The 15,233-nt window shown below is 75.5% G+C and carries 17 protein-coding genes; 8 read left to right on the top strand and 9 right to left on the bottom strand.

Features of this window, described 5'->3' with window-relative positions; all coding sequences use genetic code 11:
• Positions 1-31: 31 nt before the first annotated feature.
• A complete protein-coding gene (locus HLA93_RS03910) occupies positions 32-529 on the top strand; it encodes a hypothetical protein (protein ID WP_222192930.1) in 498 nt (165 codons plus the stop codon).
• Here HLA93_RS03910 and HLA93_RS03905 read toward each other — a convergent pair whose 3' ends face one another.
• Entirely contained in the window at positions 530-1,237 is a 708-nt protein-coding gene (locus HLA93_RS03905) for a response regulator (protein ID WP_222192929.1), read from the bottom strand.
• A complete protein-coding gene (locus HLA93_RS03900; protein WP_222192928.1) occupies positions 1,234-2,421 on the bottom strand; it encodes a sensor histidine kinase in 1,188 nt (395 codons plus the stop codon). Before HLA93_RS03900 ends, HLA93_RS03905 begins: the two co-directional genes overlap by 4 nt.
• A 213-nt stretch (positions 2,422-2,634) precedes the next feature.
• Here HLA93_RS03900 and HLA93_RS03895 point away from each other — a divergent pair, with 213 nt between their 5' ends.
• The gene (locus tag HLA93_RS03895) at positions 2,635-3,876 is read left to right on the top strand and encodes an MFS transporter (RefSeq protein ID WP_222192927.1); all 1,242 of its coding nucleotides are present in this window, start codon (positions 2,635-2,637) and stop codon (positions 3,874-3,876) included.
• A gap of 3 nt (positions 3,877-3,879) precedes the next feature.
• Here HLA93_RS03895 and HLA93_RS03890 read toward each other — a convergent pair whose 3' ends face one another.
• The 3 genes from HLA93_RS03890 to HLA93_RS03880 are packed head-to-tail and all read right to left on the bottom strand — an operon-like array spanning position 3,880 to position 6,168.
• The gene (locus HLA93_RS03890; RefSeq protein WP_222192926.1) at positions 3,880-4,329 is read right to left on the bottom strand and encodes a GyrI-like domain-containing protein; all 450 of its coding nucleotides are present in this window, start codon (positions 4,327-4,329) and stop codon (positions 3,880-3,882) included.
• A gap of 33 nt (positions 4,330-4,362) precedes the next feature.
• Positions 4,363-4,818, bottom strand: a complete 456-nt coding sequence (locus HLA93_RS03885) for a universal stress protein (protein WP_222192925.1) — start codon at positions 4,816-4,818, stop codon at positions 4,363-4,365.
• 33 nt (positions 4,819-4,851) lie between these two features.
• Positions 4,852-6,168: a Rieske 2Fe-2S domain-containing protein gene (locus HLA93_RS03880; protein ID WP_222192924.1), complete on the bottom strand. Its 1,317-nt coding sequence runs from the start codon at positions 6,166-6,168 to the stop codon at positions 4,852-4,854.
• Positions 6,169-6,335: 167 nt separating this feature from the next.
• Here HLA93_RS03880 and HLA93_RS03875 point away from each other — a divergent pair, with 167 nt between their 5' ends.
• Positions 6,336-6,710 (top strand): DUF485 domain-containing protein, encoded by a 375-nt coding sequence (locus tag HLA93_RS03875; RefSeq protein ID WP_222192923.1) that lies wholly within the window; start codon positions 6,336-6,338, stop codon positions 6,708-6,710.
• Positions 6,703-8,316, top strand: coding sequence for a solute symporter family protein (locus HLA93_RS03870; protein WP_222192922.1), 1,614 nt, complete (start codon positions 6,703-6,705; stop codon positions 8,314-8,316). The genes HLA93_RS03875 and HLA93_RS03870 overlap by 8 nt, the downstream gene beginning before the upstream one ends.
• 115 nt (positions 8,317-8,431) lie before the next feature.
• On the opposite strand, the gene HLA93_RS03865 is transcribed toward HLA93_RS03870, so the two are convergent.
• From HLA93_RS03865 to HLA93_RS03855, 3 genes are all read right to left on the bottom strand, one after another.
• The gene (locus tag HLA93_RS03865; RefSeq protein WP_308127925.1) at positions 8,432-8,728 is read right to left on the bottom strand and encodes a hypothetical protein; all 297 of its coding nucleotides are present in this window, start codon (positions 8,726-8,728) and stop codon (positions 8,432-8,434) included.
• Positions 8,729-8,860: 132 nt separating this feature from the next.
• The gene (locus tag HLA93_RS03860) at positions 8,861-9,724 is read right to left on the bottom strand and encodes a manganese catalase family protein (RefSeq protein ID WP_222192921.1); all 864 of its coding nucleotides are present in this window, start codon (positions 9,722-9,724) and stop codon (positions 8,861-8,863) included.
• A gap of 112 nt (positions 9,725-9,836) precedes the next feature.
• On the bottom strand, positions 9,837-10,385 hold the full coding sequence (locus HLA93_RS03855) for a hypothetical protein (protein ID WP_222192920.1): 549 nt from the start codon (positions 10,383-10,385) through the stop codon (positions 9,837-9,839).
• A 68-nt stretch (positions 10,386-10,453) separates the two neighbouring features.
• Here HLA93_RS03855 and HLA93_RS03850 point away from each other — a divergent pair, with 68 nt between their 5' ends.
• The gene (locus HLA93_RS03850; RefSeq protein WP_222192919.1) at positions 10,454-11,050 is read left to right on the top strand and encodes a TetR/AcrR family transcriptional regulator; all 597 of its coding nucleotides are present in this window, start codon (positions 10,454-10,456) and stop codon (positions 11,048-11,050) included.
• A 13-nt stretch (positions 11,051-11,063) separates the two neighbouring features.
• On the opposite strand, the gene HLA93_RS03845 is transcribed toward HLA93_RS03850, so the two are convergent.
• Positions 11,064-11,780: a sensor histidine kinase gene (locus HLA93_RS03845; protein ID WP_222192918.1), complete on the bottom strand. Its 717-nt coding sequence runs from the start codon at positions 11,778-11,780 to the stop codon at positions 11,064-11,066.
• A 105-nt stretch (positions 11,781-11,885) separates the two neighbouring features.
• On the opposite strand from HLA93_RS03845, the gene HLA93_RS21945 reads away from it, so the two are divergent.
• The 3 genes from HLA93_RS21945 (at position 11,886) to HLA93_RS03830 (ending at position 15,019) form a co-directional block, all read left to right on the top strand.
• On the top strand, positions 11,886-12,542 hold the full coding sequence (locus HLA93_RS21945; RefSeq protein ID WP_308127924.1) for a response regulator transcription factor: 657 nt from the start codon (positions 11,886-11,888) through the stop codon (positions 12,540-12,542).
• A gap of 105 nt (positions 12,543-12,647) precedes the next feature.
• Positions 12,648-13,754 carry a saccharopine dehydrogenase family protein gene (locus tag HLA93_RS03835; protein ID WP_222192916.1) on the top strand — a complete coding sequence of 369 codons (1,107 nt, stop codon included), beginning with the start codon at positions 12,648-12,650 and terminating at the stop codon, positions 13,752-13,754.
• Positions 13,751-15,019, top strand: a complete 1,269-nt coding sequence (locus tag HLA93_RS03830; protein ID WP_222192915.1) for a glutamate mutase L — start codon at positions 13,751-13,753, stop codon at positions 15,017-15,019. Before HLA93_RS03835 ends, HLA93_RS03830 begins: the two co-directional genes overlap by 4 nt.
• Positions 15,020-15,233: the final 214 nt, after the last annotated feature.

Below are 15,233 nucleotides of genomic sequence, written 5' to 3'. Positions count from 1 at the left end.
AGCGGGCCAGGGAGGTCAGCAGGCTGCCGAGGTGACCGACAGGGGGACGCGGGTGTTCGAGTGGGAGGTCGACGACGGCCCACCGGAGGTCCAGCGCCCTGCCCGCGGCACCCGGCCGGCGCCGGGCTGGACGACGGCCGTGCTGGTCGCGGTAGCGGTCGCCTGGCTCCTGCTCACCGGCTGGCAGTGGCTGCAGTGGGCCGGCGCGGTGGCGGACCTGGCCACGCCGGACCTCACGGACTGGTGGCCCGACGGCTCCGCCGAGCCCGTCGCCGACCCCGCCCGCGCCGAGGCGCAGCACCACGGCCGGCTGGCCGTGCTCTTCGGCACGGCCGTGCCCGGGTTCGGGCTGGTGGTGGCGTTGCTGCTGCGCCGGAGACTCCCCGCGGTCGTCTTCGGCGGCGGCGCGGTGCTGGGCCTGTGCCTCGGGCTCTGGATGCAGGCGGTGGTCACCCCCGACGTCCCGGAGCTCGAGCCCCGCCACTGCCAGGAGCACAGCGGGGGTGACGCGACGTGCCCCGGCGGCTGATCAGGCGGGGGCGTCGCGGAGCAGGTCGGCGGGGGCGACCAGGCCGGTGCGGTAGGCCAGCACCACGGCCTGCACGCGGTCCCGGGACCCGGTCTTGGCCAGCACCCGGCCGACGTGGGTCTTCACCGTCGCCTCGCTGACGAACAGCTGGCCGGCGATCTCGGTGTTGGTGGCGCCGTAGGCCATCTGCACCAGCACCTCCCGCTCGCGCGGGGTCAGCTCGGCCAGCGCCCCCGGGTCGGCCTGCGTCGTCCCGGCGCCCCCGGAGCCGCGCAGGATCGGGGCCACGTGCTGCAGCAGCCGGCGGGTGGAGCTGGCGGCGATCACCGAGTCACCGGCGTGCACCGTGCGCACGGCGGCCAGCATCTCCTCCGGCGGGGCGTCCTTGAGCAGGAACCCGCTGGCCCCGGCGCCGATCGCGGCGACGACGTACTCGTCGAGGTCGAAGGTGGTCAGCACGACCACCCGCGGCGGCTCGGGCAGCGCCGTCACCTGCTCGGTCGCGGCGATGCCGTCGGTGCCCGGCATGCGCACGTCCATCAGGACGACGTCGGCCGGCGTCCGGCGCAGCAGCTCGACGGCCGCCGCGCCGTCCCCCGCCTCGCCGACGACGGTGAGGTCGGGCTGGGAGTCGATCACCATCCGGAAACCGGCGCGGACCAGCTGCTGGTCGTCGACGAGGACGACGCGGATCGGATCGCTGCTCATCGGGGGGAACGGTAGGGCAGGACGGCCTGGACGCCGAACCCGCCGCCGTGTCGCGGGCCGGCGGTCAGCCGGCCGCCGTGCAGCTCGGCCCGCTCCCGCATGCCCAGCAGCCCCTGGCCCTGCCCGTCGGACTCGACGATCGACGCCGACGCACCACGCCCGTCGTCCAGCACGGCCAGCTCCAGGGCGTCGGGCCGCCACTGCAGCCGCACCCACGCCCGGCCGGCCGGGCCGGCGTGCTTGAGCACGTTGGTCAGCGACTCCTGCACGATCCGGTAGGCGGCCAGCTGCGCTCCGGCCGGCATCGGCTGCGGGCTGCCCTCCACGATCAGGTCCACGTCCAGCCCGCTGGCCTGCACGTCGGCGACGAGCTGGTCGATGGCGGCGACGTCGGGCTGCGGCGCGAACTCCTGCCCGTCGCCCTCCCGGAGCACGCCGAGCAGCTTGCGCATGTCGGTGAGCGCCTGCCGGCCGGTCGCCGAGATCGCCTCCAGCGCGCCGGTCGCCGCCGCGGGGTCGGACTGGCCGGCGTACCGGCCGCCGTCGGCCTGGGCGATGACGACCGACAGCGAGTGGGCGACGACGTCGTGCATCTCCCGGGCGATCCGGGCCCGCTCGGTGGACGCCGCCAGCCGCATCTCCTGCTCGCGTTCCAGCTCCAGCAGCCGGGCCCGCTCCTGCAGGCCGGACACCTCCTGCAGCCGGGCCCGGCGCAGGTCGCCCAGCGCCCAGCAGGCCACCACCAGCACGCTGATCGCACCCGTCGAGAAGACGAAGGCGAACAGCGTGCCCTCGCCGAAGTAGACGGCCGAGGCGAGCGCGGCCCCGACCAGACCGGTGACCAGGCCGGCGTGGCTCGCCCAGCGGGGGGCGTAGGCGGCCAGCGCGTAGATCATCACCGGGGCGGCCACGTTGGCCGGGAGGAAGTAGCTCGGCAGGAGCACGAGCTCCGCCAGCGAGACGGCGACGACCACCGCCGCCGCGCGGACCGGGCGGCGGCGGCGCCAGGCCAGCGGGGCCAGCAGCACCACGGTCAGCAGCAGCCCGACGTTGTTGTCGTTCGCGTATCCGCCCGTCCCGGAGCCGAACAGGACCACGATCAGCAGCGCGGTGAGGGTCGCGTCGACGCCGAAGGGGTGACGCCGCAGCCAGCCCGCCATGCGTTCGAGCAGCGGCTGGTCCATGGTGCACGACCCTAGGCAGCGTCGTCCCGCTCGTCGTCGTCCTGCGGGGTGAACCAGGTGTCCACCCCCGGGATGAGCCGCCGGGGAGGCCTGCCTCGTCGCCGAGTGACAGCTCAGCGGGCGTTCGGCACGGAGGAGTCCCCGCTGAGCTGGCACTCGACGGGCCGCAGGGGCGGCGCCCGGGTGTCGGACGGCACTGGCAGGGTCACCCCCGTGTCCAGTCCGCTCGGTCCGGCGTTCTGGCGGCTCTACGCGGCCAGCGCTGCGTCCAACCTCGCCGACGGGGTCAACCGGGTCGCCCTGCCGCTGCTGGCGGCGACCCTGACCCGCGACCCGGTCCTGGTCGCCGGCCTGACCTCGCTGGCCTTCCTGCCGTGGCTGCTGTTCGCGCTGCCGGCCGGGGCGTTCGTCGACCGCACCGACCGCAAGCGGGCGATGGCGGTGGCCAACGCCGTCCGCGCTCTGGCGCTCACCGCCCTGGCGGTCACCGTGCTCACCGGGACGGCGTCGCTGGCCGTCCTCTACGCCGTGGCGTTCGCCGTCGGGGTCGCCGAGACGGTGTACGACAGCGCGGCCCGGGCGGTGCTGCCGCAGGTGGTCCGCCGCGACCAGCTCGACCGTGGGAACGGCCTGCTCACCACCGCCGAGGAGGCCAGCCAGGGGTTCGTCGGCGCCCCGCTGGGCTCGGTGCTCTTCGCCCTGGCCGTCGCCGCACCGCTGCTCACCACCGCCGGCGGGTTCCTGCTCGCCGCCGTCCTCGTGGTGGGCATCGCCGGCACCCACCGGCCGGCCCGCGGCGACGGGCCGCGCACCACCATCCGCCGGGACGTCGCCGAGGGCGTGGGCTGGCTGTGGCGCCACCGGTTCCTCCGCGGCCTCACCCTCGTCTCGGCGAGCACGGCGCTCACCTCGGCGATGACCAGCGGCGTCCTGGTGCTGTACGCCCTGGACACCCTGCGGATGGGCGAGGCGGGCTACGGCCTGCTGCTCACCGCCTCCGGGGTGGGCGCGGTGGTCGGCGGGCTGACCGCCGCACCGCTGGCCGGCCGGATCGGCCGCACCGCCACGCTCGTCGCCGGCTCGGTGCTGGCGGCGCTGACCCTGGGTGCCATGGCCCTCACCCAGAACGCGGTGGTCGCCGGTGCGCTGTTCGCGGTGGGCACGGTGGGGGTGCTCTTCTGGAACGTGCTCACCATGTCGCTGCGACAGGCGCTCATCCCGGAGGCGCTGTTCGGCCGGGTCCAGGGCGGCTACCGGACGCTGGTCTGGGGTGGCATCCCGCTGGGCGCGCTGGCCGGTGGGCTGCTGGCCGACGCGACGAGCGTGCCCACCGTGTTCGCCGTGGCCGGGGCCGTCCAGCTGGTGCTGGCCGGGGCGCTGTGGTGGCTGCTGGCCGCCCACCGGGACCTGCTGGCGAACGCCCTCGCCGCCGACGAGGGGCCGACCACGGCGTGAACGTCAGCCCGGGACGTCGACGTGCAGCAGGTGCGGGCCGCCGCCGTCGGCGGTGTAGCCGGTGTCCAGCTTGAGGTCGCCGGCGGTCAGCCCCTGACCGGTGCACCACTCGTGCAGCCGGCCGAAGCCGTCGGCGACCTGGGCCAGCGGCCCGTCGTGGACCAGCCGCGCCCAGCGCCCCGCGGGCAGCACGACCGCGGTCATCCCGGCCGGCACCCGGGTGTCCGCGCCGGCGAGGACCCCGACCGTCTCCCGGTAGCGCCCACCCCCGAGGTGCTGGCTGGCCTCGACGAAGCCGGTGGCGCCCGCGTCGGGGAGCTCGGCGGCCCGGCCGAGCAGGGCCTGCCAGGCCATCGGCACCCGGTGCCGCAGCTCGTCGAACGGGGCCTCGACCTGCACCCCGATCACGCGCTGCTCGGGCAGGTCGGTCAGTTCCGGAGAGATCGTCGCCACGCCGGCTGACCGTAGCGGCTCACCGCGCGACGGTCACGGGACGACGGTGACCGGCCAGCGGCCGACCCGCACCAGCCGCACCGCCACCGAGCCGACCACCCGGTGACCGGCCTGCTCCGACGCGCCGACCAGCACCGCGTCGGCCGGCAGCTCGTCGGCGATCCGGGACAGCTCGGTCACCGGGTCGCCCTGCGCGGTCCGAAGCTCGACCTCGATGCCCAACTGCTCGGCGGCCGGCTGCAGCTCCCGGCGCAGCTCCTCGCCGACCTGCGCCGCGGCGTCCCGGGCCACCACCTGGGCGTCGGGCACCCAGCCGGCCATCGGCGGCGGGGGTTCCACGACGAAGACGGCGACCAGCCGGGCGCGCTGCCGGCGGGCCAACCCGGCCGCGTAGGCCGCCGCGCGCAGCGACGTCGGCGACCCGTCCACCCCGACCAGGATGACCCGGGGCCCGTCGGTGCCCCGCTCGAACTGACCTGCTGCGCTCATCGGCCCATCCTGCGCGTCCCGGCCGCGGGTGGATCAGGCGGTGGCGCGCTGCTCCAGGGCCGCGGCCCGGTCGGCGGCCGCGCAGTCGGCGACGAGGTCGGCCAGCGTGCGGCGCAGCGCGACGCCCAGCCGGTCGGCCCGCACGTGCAGCTCGTCCCGGGGGAGCAGCGGCAGTCCGCTGCTGGCCAGTCGGGGGAGCAACGCCAGGTCCTCGGCCAGCGACGCCGCGGCGGACGCCACCGCGGCATCGAGGGCGTCGCCGTCCGCCGTGCCGTCGGGCCGGCGCAGCAGCACGCAGGTGTGCACCCGGGTCGAGTCGGCGTCCTCGGGCTGCAGCAGCCGGAGGACGGTGGTCACCGCCCCGGTCTGCAGGTCCTCCTCCCGCCGCAGCAGCTGGAACGGCGCGCGGTGGACGTGGGTGACCCGCCGGCGTCCGGGCTCCTCGTGCACGGCGGAGAACCCGTTGCGCTCGTAGGCCGGGTCCGGCACGGTGACCTCCGGCGTGCCGGACGTCGCCGGCTGAGCAGCGGACCGGTGGGTGGCGTCGAGGAAGGCGTCGGCCAGCGGCCCGGCCGGGGCGAGGCTGCGGACCGGGGGCAGCCAGGCGGACAGCGTCAGCGGGTCGGCGAGCTCGGGGACGCCGATCAGCTCCGCGCGTGGCTCGGCCGGGGCGACCCAGACCACGCCGAGCCGTTCGGCCACGGCCCACGCCGGCGGGTCGGCGTCCAGGGCGCCGCCGGGGCGGCGGTGCACCGTCCAGGTGCGGCCCAGCAGCCGGGTCTGCACCCAGCCGCCGGCGAGCAGCTCACCGGAGAGGGCGACCGGGTGCCAGGCGTGCTCGAGGGCGGGGTGCAGGTTGTCCAGCACCGGGCCGTCGGGCTGCGGGAGGGCGGGGGCCGGCTCCGGGGTGGGGCTGGTCGCGCGCGGCGGGCGGGCCGTCGGCGTGGGGTCGGGGGCCAGCCACACCCAGCCGTCGCGCTCCTCGACCGCCCACGGGGTGGAGAGGTCGGCCCGTGGCGGGGGTGCGCCCACCGGCCCCAGGGACGGGATCTCCACGCAGCGGCCCTCCGCGTTGAACTGCCAGCCGTGGTACGGGCACCGGACGCGGCCGTCGACCACGGTGGCCGCGATCAGCGGCACCAGCCGGTGCGGGCAGCGCGCCGACAGCGCCGTCACCTCGGCGCCGGGTCGCAGCCGGAGGACGACGTAGGCCTGCCCGCCCGCGCCCACCTGCCGCGGCGTCGTCCCCACCTCGGCGGACCGGGCCACCGGGTACCAACCGGTACCGGCCTCCGCGCGGGGGTGCCGGGGCGTGCTCGTCCACGGGCTCTCGGTCCTGGAGGGGGCCATGCACCCAGTGCACCAGCTGGCCGTATCCCCGGCGTTGCACCGAGATGGAATCCCGAGGTCGCCCGAAAGTCGCCGCGTAACTATCGGAACACGGTCACTCGCGTTGTGAGTCCGGGCACCCTAGGGTGACCGCGATCACCCTCAGGCAACGCACAGTGAGGTGCCCCGTGACCCCACCGACCGACCGCAAGCTGCTGACACCGGAGGAGTACCGGCAAGCGCAGGACTCACCCGAGTTCACCGAGCTGCGCCGCCGGTTCCGTAGTTTCGCCGTCCCGATGACCGTGGCGTTCCTCGTCTGGTACCTGCTCTTCGTCCTGCTCTCCACCTACGCGGCCGACTTCATGGCGACCGAGGTCTTCGGCAACGTGAACCTCGGCATCCTGCTGGGGCTGGGCCAGTTCGTGAGCACCTTCCTGATCACCCAGCTGTACGTGCGGCACGCCAGCAAGAACACCGACCCCATCTCCGACGAGATGCGCACCCGTCTCGAGGCCCACGAGTTCGCCTCCCCCCGGAACGAGGAGACCCCCCGTGGCTGACCTGTTCGCCGCCGAGAGCGCGACCATCGGCGAGCCGGCGATCAACATCTCGATCTTCGGCGCGTTCGTGCTGGTGACCCTGTTCATCACCTTCCGCGCCAGCCGGAACAACAAGAGCGCCGCCGACTACTACGCGGCCGGCCGCAACATCACCGGCACCCAGAACGGGCTGGCCATCGCCGGTGACTACCTGTCGGCGGCCTCGTTCCTGGGCATCGCCGGCGCGATCGCCATCTACGGCTACGACGGCTTCCTCTACTCGATCGGCTTCCTCGTCGCCTGGCTGGTGGCGCTGCTCCTGGTCGCCGAGCTGATGCGCAACACGGCCCGGTTCACCATGGCCGACGTGCTGGCCTTCCGGATGCGTCAGGGGCCGGTCCGCACCGCGGCGGCCATCTCCACGCTGTTCGTGTCGCTGTTCTACCTGCTGGCCCAGATGGCCGGTGCCGGTGGCCTGGTCGCCCTGCTGCTCGGGGTGAGCGGCGCGGCTGCCGAGGCCCTGGTCGTGGTCGTCGTCGGCGCGCTGATGATCTTCTACGTGCTGGTCGGTGGCATGCGCGGCACCACCTACGTGCAGATGATCAAGGCCACGCTGCTCATCGCCGGCGCCCTGGTCATGACGATCTGGGTGCTGGCCGAGTACGGCTTCAACCTCTCCTCGCTGATCGGTGGGGCGATCGCCTCCGAGGGGCAGCAGGTGGTGGAGCCCGGCGCCCAGTACGGGCTGTCGAACGCCACCCGGCTGGACTTCATCAGCCTCGCGCTGGCCCTGGTCCTCGGCACCGCCGGCCTGCCGCACGTGCTGATGCGCTTCTACACGGTGCCCACCGCCAAGGACGCCCGGAAGTCGGTCGTCTGGGCCATCTGGCTGATCGGTGCCTTCTACCTGTTCAGTCTGGTCATCGGCTACGGCGCCGGCGCCCTGGTGGGCTCCGAGACCATCCTGGCGGCCCCCGGTGGGGTCAACGCAGCAGCTCCGCTGCTGGCGTTCGAGCTCGGCGGCACGGTGCTGCTGGGCATCATCGCCGGCGTCGCCTTCGCCACGATCCTCGCGGTGGTGGCCGGGCTGACGATCACCGCGTCGGCGTCCTTCGCCCACGACGTCTACGCCTCGGTGCTGAAGAAGGGCCAGGTGGCGGCCAACGCGGAGGTCCGGGTCGCCCGGATCACCGCGGTCGTCATCGGGGCGGTCTCCATCGGGCTGGGCATCCTGGCGCTGCAGGCCGGCATCAACATCGCCTTCCTGGTGGCCCTGGCCTTCGCGGTGGCGGCCTCGGCCAACCTGCCGACGATCCTCTACACGCTCTTCTGGAAGAACTTCACCACCCAGGGCGCGCTGTGGTCGATCTACGGCGGGCTGATCGTCTGCATCGGCCTGATCATCTTCTCGCCGGTGGTCTCGGGGTCGGAGACGGCGATGTTCTCCAACTTCGACATCGCGTGGTTCCCGCTGCGGAACCCGGGCCTGGTCTCCATCCCGCTGTCGTTCTTCCTCGGCTGGCTGGGGACGAAGGTCTCCAAGGAGAAGCCGGACGTCGACAAGTACGCCGAGCTCGAGGTCCGGTCGCTGACCGGCATCGGTGCGGAGAAGGCGGTCGCCCACTGAGAGCGGGCCCCGCTGCCCCCACCCCTCGCAGGCTCGCGGTGGGACCCTGCAGCGGGGCCGTTCCAGCACGTGATGCGAGGCCCGTCCCCGGTGGGGGCGGGCCTCGCGGCTGTCGTCAGGCTGCGGCGGCGGGTGCCGGTGCGGCAGCCGGAGCGGGGACCGGCAGCGCGTCGACGGCGGTCGCGGCGACGGGGACCGCTGCGGTCGCGGTGCGTCGTCGGCGGACGGCGGTGCGGCTGACCAGGCCGGCGAGCACCACGCCGGCGGCGAGGGCGTGCTGGCCGGGCGTGGCCAGGGCGACGACGATCGCGGCGGCGTAGACCACCGAGAGCAGCACGGTGGCGACCGGCAGCCGGCCGGGCAGGCGGACCGCCGGGACGTGCAGGTGCGGGGTGTGGGTCGACAGGTGCACGGCGAGACCTCCGAGGTGGTCGGACGCCCGCCGGGCCGGCGTCCCAGGACCGCTTGTCAGCGGAGCCGGGGCGCCGGCACGGCGACGGCGCAGAGGGCGTGCCTCCGGCGGCGGATCACCGGAGGCGGCGACTCACTTGAGGGCGTCCTTGGCCTTCTGCAGCAGGCCCTGCATCGGCACCGGCGGGGTGCCGTAGAGGCGCGGGTCGCCCGGGGGGAGGATCGGGGCGTCCGCGGTGGCGGCGATCGGGGCGGCGCGGAGGGTGTTGTCCGTCCCGTCCAGGGCCGGGCCGTTGGCCCAGCGGCCGTTGGCGGCCTCGGCGCCGTCGGAGGCGTCGATGAAGGTGTAGGCGAACTCCGGCAGCTCCTCGTCCAGCGGGAACGCCTCGGGCACCGGGATGCCGTCCAGGCCGTCGGCCTTGAGCTCCTCCATGGCGGCCAGCCACTGCTGCTGGTGCATGTGGTCGCGGGTGAGCAGGAAGCGGAGCAGGTCCTTGACGCCCGGGTCGTCGGTCATGTTCCACAGGCGGGCGACCTGCAGGCGGCCCTGCATCTCGGCGGTGGCGTTGTAGGAGAAGTCGGCCATCAGGTTGCCGCTGGCGGTGACGTAGGCACCGGTCCAGGGGTTGCCCATGCTGTCCATGTAGGACGCGCCGCCGCCGTTGGCGATGGCGTGCTGCGGGTTGAGCTGGCCGTAGCCGGCGGCGGCCTCCTTGGTGCGGTCCGCGGCGTCGGGCTTGAGCGGCATGTGGTCCAGCAGCCGGTCGATCATCGTCACGATCATCTCGACGTGGGCCAGCTCCTCGGTGCCGATGGCCAGGAGCATGTCCTTGTACTTGCCGGGCAGCCGGCAGTTCCAGCCCTGCAGCAGGTACTGGGTGGCGACGGTCATCTCGCCCCACTGACCACCGAGCACCTCCTGCATCTTGCGGGCGAAGTCGGCGTCGGGGCCGTCGGGCTTGGCCTCGAACTGGAGTGCGTGGGTGTGCGTGAACACGGGCGTTCTCCCTCTGCGTCGTCGCTGTCGCCGCCCTCGCGGTGACAACAGGGGGATGCCCCCGGCCGGTGTCACCCCCGTGCCGTCCGCTGGCCCGCAGGGGCCGACCTGCTCAGCGACCGACGGTGGCCTCCTGGGCGGGCGCCTTGGGCCAGATGGTGTAGCTGACCGCCCACAGCAGCTCGATCCCGACGATCACCGCCAGCAGCGGGTACACCGCGCTGAGCGCCGCCGTCCGGTCCGGGGCGTCGACCCAGGCCACCAGCCCGGCGAGGACGCCGCCGGCCACCAGCGCGGCCAGCAGTGTGCGGCCCACGTCGGCCCAGCAGGCGCGGGTGTACGCCGCGCCGGTGGGCTTCACCGGCGCCGGGCCACCGGCGAACCGGTGCGCGAAGCGGACATCGGCCCACTGCACCAGCCGGTGGCCGTAGGCGACGGAGAAGCCGATGTAGAGCGCGGCGAGGCCGTGCTCCCAGGAGGCCGTCGCGCCCGAGCGCAGGTGGAGTGCGGTGGCGACCAGCAGCACGGCGTCGATCACCGGCGCGGCCAGCAGCAGGACGGTGCTCAGCCGGCGGGCGCGCAGCAGGTAACGGGCAGCCAGGCCGGCCAGCACCGCCACCCAGAAGCCGATCTCGCAGGCCACGACCACGGTCAGGATCACGCCGGACTCCTTGCTGGTACGACTGTGTCAACAAGCAGCAAGTTAGCACGACTGTGTACATTCCCGGTGTGCCCCGGTTGATCGACCACGCCGCCCGTGAGGTCGAGGTGGCCCAGGCGGCCTGGCGGGTGCTCGCCCGCGGCGGCGTCGCCGCGCTGTCCGTGCGCAACGTCGCGGCCGAGGCAGGCCTGGCCACCGGCTCGCTGCGACGGGCCTTCCCCACCCAGGAGGCGCTGCTCGTCTTCTCCCTGGAGCTGGTCGCACGGCGGGTGGCCGACCGGGTCGCGGCCCTGGAGCTGGACGCGGAGGCACCGGTGGCGCAGACCGCCGTCCTCCGCGAGCTGCTGCCGCTGGACGCCGAGCGCCGGCTGGAGATGGACGTCTTCCTGCACCTGGGTTCACTCGCCCCGCGTGGCGGGGCGCTGCGGGCGGTCTACGACACCGCGCACGCGCAGCTGGCCGCCGTCACGACCGGCGTGGTCGCGTCACTGGTCGACGCCGGCTGGGCCCGGCCCGGTCTCGACGTGCCGCTGGAGGGTCGCCGGCTGCACGCCCTGGTCGACGGGCTGGCCCTCCAGCTGGTCCGGCAGGCTGAGTCCGCCCCCACCGGGTGGGCGACCGAGGTGCTCGGCACCCACCTGGACGAACTGCACCGCCGGGGCTGACCCCGGCGCAGGCTCAGCGGTCCGGCAGCCGCACCACCAGGGTGAAGTCGCCGTCCTCACCCAGGCACCAGGCCAGCCGGCCGCCCAGCTCGCGGGTCTGCCGCTGCACCGACCACAGCCCCAGCCCGCTCAGGTCGACCGGCGGGGTCAGCCGGTTCAGGTGCCCCAGCACCCGGTCGGCCGGGACCCCAGGCTGGGTGAGGGCGAACTCCACCCACTCCGCGCGGCGGTCGACCCGCAGCCGGACCGGACGGCCCTGCCCGTGCCGGTGTGCGTTCTCCAGCAGGTTGGTCAAGATGCGCTGCACCCGGGCGTCGCCGACGACGACGTCCGCGGCGTCCTCCCCGACCCGCACGGTCAGCTGGGTGGCGGGCAGCCCGGAGGCGGCCACCGACGCCTGCAGCACGTCGGCCAGGCTCCGGGCGCCGCGCCGCTCCGGCGCGCCTCCCGTGGCGTTGGCGGTGCGGAGCATCGAGGCCAGGTGCTGGGCCTGGGCGCGGGCCAGCTCGAGCAGCTCGGGACGGCGGTCGTCGTCGGCGTCCAGCCGGTCGAGCACCGACTCCAGGGCGGCCAGCGGGCTGCGCATGTCGTGGCACAGGGCACGCACCAGTGCGTCTCCCGTGCTCACCGGTTCGGCGGCAGGGTGGGGCAGGTGGCTGCGCACGACCCGGACCAGGTCGGTGAGCAGTCCGGGCAACGTGGCGGGGCGTGTGTCGGCAGCGAGTGTCACGGGCACCTCCGGGGTTGCGGTCGGTCAGCCGGGCCGGGCGCAGCTGACTCTGGGAGTGACGTGGAGGGACTCGACGTCGGTGCCGCTGCTGAGCACCGTCCCCCCGTGGACGTGGTGGTCATCGACGACCACCCGCTGTTCAGTCGTGGGCTGTCCTTGCTGCTGCCGCCGGAGAGCGGCGGCCGGGTGCGGGTGGTCGGGACGACGGAGGACGCGTCGGCCGGTGCAGCGCTGGTGCGCCGGCACCACGCCGACGTCGCCGTGGTGGACCTGCACATGCCCCCGCCCGGTGGCACGCGGGCGATCGCGGCCATCCGGCGGGCTGAGCCGATGGTGCGGATCGTCGCGCTCTCCGGGCTGGCCGAGGCCGACGCGGCGCTGGAGGCGCTGCGCGCCGGGGCCAGCGCGTTCCTGCCGAAGACCACCAGCCCGGAGGCGCTCGTGCGCCCGCTGCTCGCCGTGCTGGACGGCTGGTCGGTGATCCCGGAGTCGCTGCTGCGCCAGCTGCTGGACGACGCCGCGCCGAGCGCCGACCAGGGCATCGCCGCGCAGCTGTCCGCCGACGACCGCCGGCTCTGGAAGCTGGTGGCCGCCGGCACGAGCACCGTCGACATCGCCACCACGCTGCACGTCTCCGAGCGCACCGTGAAGCGGCTGGTGGCCAACCTGCTGCGCCAGCTGCGGGTCTCCACCCGCGTGGAGGCCGCCGCGCTGGCCGGCCGGGTCGGCCTCGAGCAGGGGCCGAACGGCTCGGGGCGCTGACGGCGGCAGGGGGACATCGCCCCCCGGCTACCCGGTGCGGGGCGGCGCACCCGCGGACCGCGCAGTTCCGCAAGGCGAGGGCTGGGTCGTCGCTACTGTCCGCTCATGCCCGCTCGGATCGTCCTGCTCGGCGCGACCGGCCACACCGGTGGCCTGACGGCGGCCGCCCTCACCGCACGCGGTGCCCGGCCCGTGCTCGCCGGCCGCGACCCGGCCCGGCTGGCGCCGCTGGCCCGGCAGCTGGGCGGCGACGCCGGCCCGCTGGACACCGCCACGGCCGACGTGACCGACGAGGCCTCGGTGCGGGCCCTGATCGGTCGCGGTGACGTGCTGGTCACCACCGTGGGCCCGTTCCTGCGCCACGGCGAGGCCGCAGTCGCTGCCGCCGCGGACGCCGGTGCGGTCTACCTCGACTCGACCGGCGAGCCGCCGTTCCTGCGCCGGGTGTTCGAGGAGTTCGGCCCCCGGGCCGAGCGGTCGGGGGCGGCGCTGCTGACCGCGTTCGGCCACGACTACGTGCCGGGCGTGCTGGCCGGCGCGCTGGCGCTGGCCGAGGCCGGGGACCGAGCGCACCGGGTCGACGTCGGGTACTCCCGGGACGCCGGTCCGGGGCAGGGGTTCTCCCGCGGCACGCTGGTCTCGCTGCTCGGCGTGCTGCTCGAACCGGGGCACGCCTGGTCCGGTGGCCGGCTGGTCACCGAGCCCGCCGGGGTGCACGACTGGCGGTTCGACGTGGCCGGGCGCACCCGCCGCGGCCTGTCGGTGGGCGGCTCCGAGCACCTCACCCTGCCGGGCCTGGCGCCCTCCCTGCGCACGGTCGGGGTCTACCTGGACTGGTTCGGCCCGGCGACCGAGGTGGCGCACCGGCTGGCCCCGCTGGGCCCGGTGCTGGGCCGGGTCCCCGGCGCACCGGCCGGTCTGACGCGCCTGGCCGACCTGATCGGGAGCCGGTTCGCCACCGCGCCGACCACGCAGGGCCCGAGCCGCACGCACGTCGTCGCCGAGGTGCGCGACGCCGCGGGGGAGCGGGTGGCCCGGGTGCGGCTGCTCGGCCCCGATCCCTACCCGATGACCGCGGACCTGCTCGCCTGGGCGGCGGTCCGGGCCGCCGAGGGCGGGGTGCAGGGCACCGGTGCGCTGGGCCCGGTGCAGGCGTTCGGCCTCGCCGAGCTCACCGCCGGTGCGGCCACCGCCGGCGTCGTCCGCCCGTGAGCGAGCGGGTGGCCTGCGTCGACATCGGGTCCACCTGGACGAAGGCGGCGCTGGTCGAGCTGCCCACCGGCCGGCTGGTGGAGACCCGGCAGGCCCCGACCACCCCGGACGACGTCGTCGCCGGGGTCCTCGACGCCACCGCGGGCTGGGACGCACCGGTGCGCGCCTGCTCCAGCGCCGGCGGCGGGCTCCGGCTGGCGGTGGTCGGCTACGAGGAGCTGATCAGCGCCGAGGCCGGCCACCGGGCCGCACTCTCCGCCGGCGCCCGGGTGGTGCACGTCGCGGCCGGCCGGCTGGACGACGCCGCGCTGCAACGGCTGGGCGAGGCCGCCCCCGACGTCGTCCTGCTGGTGGGCGGCACCGACGGCGGGGATGCGGCGGTGCTGCGGCACAACGCCGCCGCGCTGGGTGGGTGGGAACGGTCCGTCCCGGTGGTGCTGGCCGGCAACGCCGCCGTCCGGGACGAGGTGGCCGGCCAGCTCGCGGACGCAGGCCGCCCGGTCACCGCGGTGGACAACGTGCTGCCCGACATCGGCCGGCTGGCCCCGGAGCCGGCCCGGGCGGCGATCCGGGACGTCTTCCTGACCCACGTGATCGGCGGGGACCGGCTGTCCACCGACCCGCGGCTGCGGGAGTGGGTGCGTGCGGTCACCCCGGACGCCGTCCTCGACGGGGTGGCCGCGCTGGCCGCGCTGCGGGCGGGGGACGAGGTGCCCGGCGTGCTGGTGCTGGACGTCGGCGGGGCCACCACCGACGTGCACTGCGTCCCGGCGGCCGATGCCGAGCAGACCTCGCTGGCGCGCTCGGCTGTCGGGGTCCCGGCCCGGCGGCGCACCGTGGAGGGCGACCTCGGCGTGCAGGCCAGTGCCGGCGCGCTCCGCGAGGCCGCACTGGCCGAGGGGCTCGACGCCCCGGGGGAGGACCCGCTGGCGCTCGGTGAGGCGGCCGCCGTGGTCGCCCTGCGCCGGCACCTGCGGGCCGAGGCCGCCTACGGGCCGGGCGGGGCGAGCGCCCGTGGAGTCGGGCTGGTGGTGCTCTCCGGTGGCGTCTTCCGGCACGCCGAGCCGGCCGCGGTGCAGGGCGTGGTGGCGCGGCTGGCCGCCGACCGTGGTGGGGCCGGCGGCGTGCTGGCCGGCACCCGGGTCGTCGTCGACTCCCGCTACGTGCTCGCCGCTGCCGGGCTGCTCTCCGGAGACGCCCCGGACGCGCTCGCCGGGCTGCTCACCGGCCTGCTGTCCGCCCACGGAGCCGGTTCGGCGTCCTGAGCTCGCGAACGTGACTGCCCGGTCGTCGGACCGGAGCAGCGGGCCGCTCCCCCGGCGCTGGGCCGGCCCTCCGCGAGTGGGTGGAGCAGCCGAGATCCGCCGGGGCTGGACGCTGCTCCCGGGACGCTCGTGCTCTGCTGCCTGGTGGGCAGCAGAGCACCAGCTCCAGCGGTGGAGCACCAGCAGGCGTCGGGGCTGAGGGCCCACAGCTCGG

This window comes from Modestobacter italicus (assembly GCF_019799965.1).
Taxonomy (GTDB): Bacteria; Actinomycetota; Actinomycetes; order Mycobacteriales; family Geodermatophilaceae; genus Modestobacter; species Modestobacter italicus_A.
The sequence above is the reverse complement of the archived record's forward strand: the minus strand, read 5'-3'. Positions and strand labels throughout refer to the sequence as shown.

Coding starts and splice junctions, on each gene's coding strand:
- HLA93_RS03880 (WP_222192924.1), bottom strand. CDS start 6,168: ATGGCCCCCTCCAGGACCGAGAGCCCGTGGACGAGCACGCCCCGGCAC.
- HLA93_RS03905 (WP_222192929.1), bottom strand. CDS start 1,237: ATGAGCAGCGATCCGATCCGCGTCGTCCTCGTCGACGACCAGCAGCTG.
- HLA93_RS03835 (WP_222192916.1), top strand. CDS start 12,648: ATGCCCGCTCGGATCGTCCTGCTCGGCGCGACCGGCCACACCGGTGGC.
- HLA93_RS03900 (WP_222192928.1), bottom strand. CDS start 2,421: ATGGACCAGCCGCTGCTCGAACGCATGGCGGGCTGGCTGCGGCGTCAC.
- HLA93_RS03885 (WP_222192925.1), bottom strand. CDS start 4,818: ATGAGCGCAGCAGGTCAGTTCGAGCGGGGCACCGACGGGCCCCGGGTC.